The organism is uncultured Eudoraea sp. (genome assembly GCF_947258925.1).
In the GTDB taxonomy this organism is placed as follows: Bacteria; Bacteroidota; Bacteroidia; order Flavobacteriales; family Flavobacteriaceae; genus Eudoraea.
In genome coordinates this window covers 1-7604 of record NZ_CAMYKG010000060.1, presented here as the reverse complement: position 1 = coordinate 7604, position 7604 = coordinate 1, and the positions used below count along the sequence as shown (strand labels likewise).

Here is a 7604-nt window from a genome sequence, read left to right as displayed (position 1 = left end):
TTCGGTGAAAGAGCGAAAAGTGATTATAAGTTTGTTGGACAAGATTCAATTTGAATTGGAGCAAACCATTGACAGGCACAGTAAAAAATTGATTGTGGCAAACCTTGAACTTTTTTTGGATTATTGCGTACGTTTTTACGACCGGCAGTTTATCACTCGGGAAGTTTTAAATCAGGGCATTATTGAAAATTTCAAAATCCTCCTCGATGATTATTTTACTTCCGAAAAACCTCAAAAACAGGGCACACCTTCGGTTAGTTATTTTGCAGAGGAGCAGCACCTTTCTCCAAATTATTTTGGGGACCTGGTTAAAAAGGAAACGGGTAAAAGTGCCCATGAACATATTCAGTCTAAACTTATTGAAGTTGCTAAGGAAAAAATATTTGATCACAACAAATCGCTAAGTGAGATTGCTTATGAGCTGGGGTTCAAATATCCACAGCATTTTACCAGACTTTTCAAAAATAAAGTGGGATATACACCCAATGAATACAGGATTATGAATTAAACCCGGCACTGGATATTGTCGCTTTGTCTTGTTTGTTAGGTCTTAGCCTTCTAGTTAATCTTTAATGAAGATTAAATGGAATAATATGAATTTGCTACAATATTCCAAGAGGTAAAAGTATTACCAGAACTCCTACTACAAATAGAGGTATTTCAGACCGCAGTAATGATAAAAATCATGGCAGAGTTATCTATTGTTAATTATTTTCAATAAATTATATAATCAATGTTTGCCATTTGACCGCTTAAAACGATAAGTCATAAATGCCTGCAACAAAAAAACTGGCCGCAATTATGTTTACCGACATCGTCGGCTATACTGCTTTGATGGGATCAGATGAGGATAAGGCATTAGGAGTATTGCAAAAAAGCCGGGATATTCATATCAAAAGTATCAATAAATTTAAAGGCAATCTTATCAAAGAAATGGGCGACGGTATGCTAGCCCAGTTTGATACTGCCATTGATTCGGTGATGTGTGCCATCGAAATTCAAAAACGGGCAAGACAACAAATCAAAGAAAAAATCCGGATTGGATTACATCTGGGGGATATCACTTTTGATCACGAAGATATCTTTGGGGATGGTGTAAATATTGCCTCCAGGTTACAATCAGTTGCAGACCCCGGGGGTATTTATATCTCTGAATCTATTCAAAAATCAATTCGCGCCAAAAGCACTGTAGAAACGAAATATCTGGGTGAGGTAAAATTAAAGAATGTTGATTATAAGGTAAATACCTATTGTATAGTTGAAGAAGGACTCCCAATTCCTTCCCGGGCTAAAATAGAGCAACTTAAAGGCAGATCCCTACTAAATAAATTGGCCAGGTCTGTATACACCTATATCATTCTTTTGCTTTTACTTGTTGCAGGCGTTTATTGGATCCAAAATTCTCCCAAAACAGGGACAACGCCTATTTCGTCACTTCTTATTCTACCATTTGATAATTTTACCGGTGATGAATCATTGGAATATGTAGTTGCAGGTATTCATGATGCTTTAATTGGGGATGTTGGAAAAATAAGTGCATTGAGGGTGCCTTCCAAACGAACAGCCAACGCTTACCGAAACGCGGAAAAATCTATTCCACAAATCGCTACTGAACTTAATGTAGATGCCGCCGTAGAAACTTCTGTCACATGCTATGGAGATAATATTTGTATTCAGGTAAAATTGGTAAGTGCATTTCCGGAAGAGAAGCAATTGTGGGTGCACGATTTTAATATTGAGAAAGCAGAGATATCTAATCTCACCAAAAAAATTTCAAGAGAGATTTCTCAGCAAATTAACATAAATCTGACACCTGGGGAGGAAAAATTACTTTCCGAAACTAAACCGATAGACCCCGATGCTTATGAAGCCTACCTGAGGGGTATGGGACACTGGGAATTAGGCACAAAAAAAGATTTGGACCGTGCCATGGATTATTTCCAATTGTCCAGAGAAATTGATCCTGATTATGCCCTTGCTTATTTAGGTATTTCCCTGACCTGGGGTGGTTACATGCAACATGGGTTTTTACCCTATGCTGAGGTCGCTGAGAAGGCGGAAGCCGCGCGTAAGAGGGCTATGGAACTTGACAGTTCCCTTGTGGAAATTCATGCGCATATGGCCATAAAATATACTTGGGGAGAATGGAATTGGAAAAAAGCTGAAGAGCAGTTTTTGAAAGCAATTGAAATAAATCCTAACTACGGCTTCTCACAGGTATATTACTCGCATTTTTTAGCCATAATGGGCAAACCTGATTTGGGCCTTCCACATAGCGAACTTGCTATGGAACTCGATCCATTTAATACCCTATATATTTCTGTGCATGGACAGGCGCTTAAAAATGCAGGAAAGTATGATGAAGCATTGGAATTGTTGCTCAAACTTTATGAAATAGAACCGGATCAAGGGATCGCCTTGCCGGCACTATGGGCGGTCTATCAGGAATTGGGCGATAAGCAAAAATCCTATGAAATCGCAAAAAAAATATACCAATTGAAAAACAATGAGCTGGCCCTTAATGCCATGGATGAAGGCCTTAAAGAGGGAGGCTACAATTTGGCCATGGTGCGGGTTGCGGAAGCAATGATCTCTCATCGCGATTCAGTCTATTTTCCTTCATGGCAGATTGCAACACTTTATTGCCGCGCTGAAATGAAAGAAGAAGCTCTGGAATGGCTTGAAAAAGCCTATGAAGAACACGATAGCAATATGCCCTATATTAGTATAGATCCACTTTTTGACTTTTTGCGTAATGAACAACGATTTCAGCATATCCTGAAAAAAATGAACCTCCCGGAACTGAAATCATAGGTTCTGTAATTCTTTGAAATTATCCCTTATTTGGTATGCTTTTTGATCCTTGCTAGTAGTTGTAATAAATTCGAATTGAACTTAATTCTACACATATGAAATCAATATTTTTATTCGGGTTTTTCCTGGTCCACCTGACTATTAACGCACAACAACAATTGCGAACAGAGTTTGGCGCTGTCTACTACCCGGCCAATATGTATAAAACCAAATATAATGCTCCTGAGGGATCCCCATATTTGTATGAAGGCTTCAAAGCAGCCAAAATCAATAGTATTAAAGAGTCCCAATTGGTAAGGTTCGATGCGGTAGAAGGAAACGTTGAGGTTTTGATCAATGAAACTAAAGTGGTAGTTCTGGATAACTTCAAAAGATACAAAATCACTTTGTTGGATAATTCAGGTAAAGTCTTCTCAACACTTAAATATACCGATCTTAAAGGAAATGAAAATGCTTCTTTTTTTGAATTATTGGATAGTACTATGAATTATAAAATCTATCTAAAAGAAAAGAAAAGGTTTTTTAAAAAAGTTAAGGCACAGGGATATGCAGATGGAGAGCCCGCAAAGTTTAAAAAAGTCAGAAGCGAGTTTTATTTTAAGGATGCAAAAAACAGGTCAGACCGACTTATGATCATCCCGCAAAAAATGTCCTCATTTATTGCATTTTTTCAAGATGATGCAAAATCAATAAAAAAGTATATTAAAGAAAATAAGCTAAAAATTGACAATCCAGATGATCTGGTAAAGATTTTCAATTTCTATTATAAGCATCAGGGAAGATAGGGTTACTTTTTGGTTGAAGCGTTGTGAAACAAAAAATCCGGCCAGTTTCGTGATTGGATTTCTTGCTGGGGTTCGTATAACGAAGTTTCTCCTCGATAAAAGTAGTTGTGGTCGCAGTATCCCACCACTAATCCATTCTACAGCCTTTTAATTTTATTTAAGGAAATGCTAAAATTTGTTTTATATCTTTGCCACAGAATTGCGATCTCAAGAAAGAGATATTTAAATGACAAAAGGAAATCAAATAAGACATGCTGTTGCTTCATTGGTGCTATTGTGTGCATTGATGTTACCGACTGTGATTCAGATTTCCCATATCTTTCAAGGTCATGAATCGGTTATCTGCACAAATCAGAGCACGCACTTCCACAACGATGTATCCGATTGCCAGATATGCGATTTTAATTTCACTCCGCTAGATTATGACATAGTTGAATATCCAGACCTGGTATTTGCCGATATTCCGCTAAAGGTTGAAAAGCAATTTTCTTCCTTACTTTTTCATTCTTTCAAAATAACCAATACCCAACTTAGGGCGCCACCACATTTTCTTAGTTAAAGAACTCGAACCCGGTTTTATTTTAATTAAGAAATCATATGCGCTTTTATGCACTATTATTGCTTCTGTTAAGCAGTATTCCATCTATTTCACAACAATGTAATTATACGCTTTCCGGTACTGTGATCGACTTTCATGATAGGTCGCCACTAGCGGGAGCCATCCTCATCGTTGCCGGCACTGAGCAAGCTGTACAGACCGATATTGATGGAAAATTCAGTATTTCTGGTTTATGTGAAGACACTTATGGGATACAGGTGTCACATCCATATTGTCTGACCAAAGGATTTAAAGTAAACATATCAGGCAATACAACCAAAACATTCCGTTTGGAACATCATTTGGAAGAGCTTAAAGAGGTAACCCTCGAAGGGGAAGCTTTTCGGAACAAGACCAATACTTTTTTCGAAAGTAAGATTACAAAAGCTGAGCTCGAACGCTTTAGTAGCGGCTCCCTGGGAGATGCCTTGAATAGTTTGAGTGGCGTTTCATCGCTTAGTACGGGAAATACGGTCGTTAAGCCCCTTATTAATGGATTACATAGTAGTCGTGTTACCATTATTAACAATGGTGTAAGGATGGAAGACCAGGAATGGGGAGCAGAGCATGCTCCAAATATAGATATCAATTCGGTTGGCAATCTTACCTTAATAAGGGGTTCCGGGGCTTTGCAATACGGTGGAGATGCATTGGGTGGTGTCATTGTTGCCGAAGCTTCAAAAGTTCCTTTAGAGGATAGGCTTTATGGAAATACCTTAGTTACAGTAGCAACGAATGGGCGAGGTTCTTCCTTTACATCGCAATTGACCAAAAGCTTCCAAAGCGGCTGGTATGCCACTGTGCAGGGAACTTTGAAACGATTTGGCGATTTTCAGGCACCGGATTATGTCTTGAGCAATACAGGCATTTTTGCTGGCAACGCTTCTTTGCGCGCAGGTCTTAACCGTTTCGATTATGGGATAGAAGCATACTATTCTTTCTTTAGCAATGAAATAGGGATATTAAGGGCTTCTCATTTGGGCGGTGCAGAAGACCAAATACGTGCTATAAACAGCGACGTGCCATTAATTATCAATGATTTTACATACCAGATAAATGCGCCCAAACAAGATGTAAAACATAATTTGGCGCGAATAAAAGGTTTTAAAAGATTTGATGGTTTCGGAAAATTGAGCCTGCAATATGATTTTCAAAGAAACAATCGCCTGGAATTTGATGTAAGAAGAGGTGATGATAGGGACAATGCTTCTCTGGATTTGCAGCTAGACACCCATACCCTGATGTTGGATTTGGTATCAAACGTATCCGACGCCCTTAATATCAAAACGGGTATCATGGCAAGGTATCAAAATAACTTTGCAGACCCGGGTACAGGAGTACGCCGATTGATACCCGATTATGACAAATACGACCTGGGAGTATACGCCATAGCAGATTTCCGATTAAATGATCAATGGCTATTAGAAGCCGGAGGGCGTTTTGACTATACCTATATGGATGTGTTAAAGTTTTACCGAACCTCCTTTTGGGAATCCCGTAATTATGATGAGCTGTTTCCCGACATAGTGGTTGAGGAAGTGGGCAATCAGATTTTGACAAACCCGCAATTGAATTTTTATAATACTTCAGCAATTTTAGGTGCTACCTACCTATTTGGTGAGAATTATAAATTGTTTTTCAACTATTCACTGGCATCAAGAGCCCCAAATCCTTCCGAACTTTTCAGTGAAGGCCTGCACCATTCGGCATCCCGTATAGAGCTGGGCGATTTACGTTTCAATTCGGAAGTTGGTCATAAAGTCTCGTTTACATTTCAAAAAGACAGTGATAACTTCAACTTTTCAATAAATCCTTTTATCAATACCATTACGGACTTTATCGTTATTGAGCCTACAGGTATTCAGCAAACCATTAGAGGTAATTTTCAAGTTTGGGAATACCGCCAGACCAATGCCCGGTTGTTAGGCTTTGATATCGACGCTTCTATCGGTTTTGCTGAAAACTTCAGGTTCAACCATCAGTTTTCAATGGTCAAGGGTTATGACCGAGTCCTTGATGAGGCATTGATAAATATGCCTCCGGTTAGTACTACAAACGGGCTGGTCTATAAAAACCCGAGGTTAAACAATCTACGATTGGAAATCCAGGACGAATACGTTTTCCGTCAGAATGAATTTCCGGATAACAACTTTGAGGTGTTTTTGCCTGAAACAGGAACTATTGAAACAGTGGATGTGAGTACACCACCAGATGCCTATAATTTGCTCAGCTTTTACGCAGAAATGGATTTTGACGTTGGAACAAATTCGACTCTTAGCCTTGGGCTTACAGTATCTAATTTGTTGAACACCTCATACCGCAATTACCTGAACCGTCTGCGCTATTACGCAGACGATTTGGGCAGGAATTTTTTAGTAAATATTAAAATCAATTATTAATTTTTTAAATTTAGAAACAAATGAGAAATTTAAAATCTTTAAGCCTAATATTAATTGCAGGCCTTTTGTTTACAGCCTGTTCCGATGACGACAATGCACCGTTACCTGTAAACGAGGAAGAAATCATTACCACCTTAACGGTAACCCTTGCACCTAATGGCGGAGGAGACGCTATTACATTACAGACCCGTGATCTGGACGGAGATGGTCCCAATGCCCCGGAAATTCAGGTTTCCGGAAACCTGGCGGCAGGTGTCACCTATAGTGGCAATATCGTAGTACTGAACGAGACAGTAACCCCTGCGGAGGACATCACAGAAGAAGTGGAAGAGGAAAGCGGCGAACACCAGTTTTTCTATACCATTGGCGGTGGTCTCGATGTAACGACCGAATATGCCAATTTTGATGGTGATGGCAATCCATTGGGAACGGCGTTCACCTTAACCGCCGGAGCAGCAAGTTCAGGAACGCTTACGTTTACCTTACGCCACGAGCCGACAAAACCCAATACGGGACTTGGCGATGCAGGCGGTGAGACGGACATTGAGACAACATTTAATGTTACTGTAGAATAGCTGTTAGCCGGGTTTCCTTATGGATATCAGCCCTCGTTAAAATAAGATAATTCCATTGTCTTAGAAAAGTACAAAATATAAAAGCCAGACAAATAATTGTCTGGCTTCTCTTTGTCCGGGTGATCACGCCTCGAGCGTGACGACCTCTATTAAGTCGGGGTGGCAGACCTAAAAATAAGGTCATAACACACTCTCTTACAACATTTTAACTTGCTAATTTTAAGCTGTACACCTCTTTGCGATTTTTAATACAAATAAGCACAATGGATGTAATTCTTTATCGTATAAATTTAGGAAAAACTATTATTATATCAAAGCTAATCAAATAGCTATGTCTGAAATCCCAAGATAACAAGATGCTCCAATTCGATTATTTACTGGGTTCCACCGGGTACTTACTCATCAATTTATTTCAAATAATAAATTTTATTAA

6 protein-coding genes are annotated in these 7604 nt (G+C 39.0%); all 6 read left to right on the top strand.

The window, feature by feature from the left end; translation table 11 throughout:
- Positions 1 to 508: helix-turn-helix transcriptional regulator (locus Q0X77_RS14850; RefSeq protein WP_297798611.1), on the top strand; the 508-nt coding region annotated here is incomplete at its 5' end.
- A gap of 263 nt (positions 509 to 771) precedes the next feature.
- The gene (locus Q0X77_RS14845; RefSeq protein ID WP_297798610.1) at positions 772 to 2814 is read left to right on the top strand and encodes an adenylate/guanylate cyclase domain-containing protein; all 2043 of its coding nucleotides are present in this window, start codon (positions 772 to 774) and stop codon (positions 2812 to 2814) included.
- Positions 2815 to 2909: 95 nt separating this feature from the next.
- Positions 2910 to 3599, top strand: a complete 690-nt coding sequence (locus Q0X77_RS14840; protein ID WP_297798609.1) for a hypothetical protein — start codon at positions 2910 to 2912, stop codon at positions 3597 to 3599.
- Positions 3600 to 3825: 226 nt separating this feature from the next.
- Positions 3826 to 4158, top strand: a complete 333-nt coding sequence (locus Q0X77_RS14835) for a hypothetical protein (protein ID WP_297798608.1) — start codon at positions 3826 to 3828, stop codon at positions 4156 to 4158.
- Between the two features lie 38 nt (positions 4159 to 4196).
- Entirely contained in the window at positions 4197 to 6596 is a 2400-nt protein-coding gene (locus Q0X77_RS14830; protein ID WP_297798607.1) for a TonB-dependent receptor, read from the top strand.
- Between the two features lie 20 nt (positions 6597 to 6616).
- The gene (locus Q0X77_RS14825; RefSeq protein ID WP_297798606.1) at positions 6617 to 7171 is read left to right on the top strand and encodes a type 1 periplasmic binding fold superfamily protein; all 555 of its coding nucleotides are present in this window, start codon (positions 6617 to 6619) and stop codon (positions 7169 to 7171) included.
- Positions 7172 to 7604 lie beyond the last annotated feature (433 nt).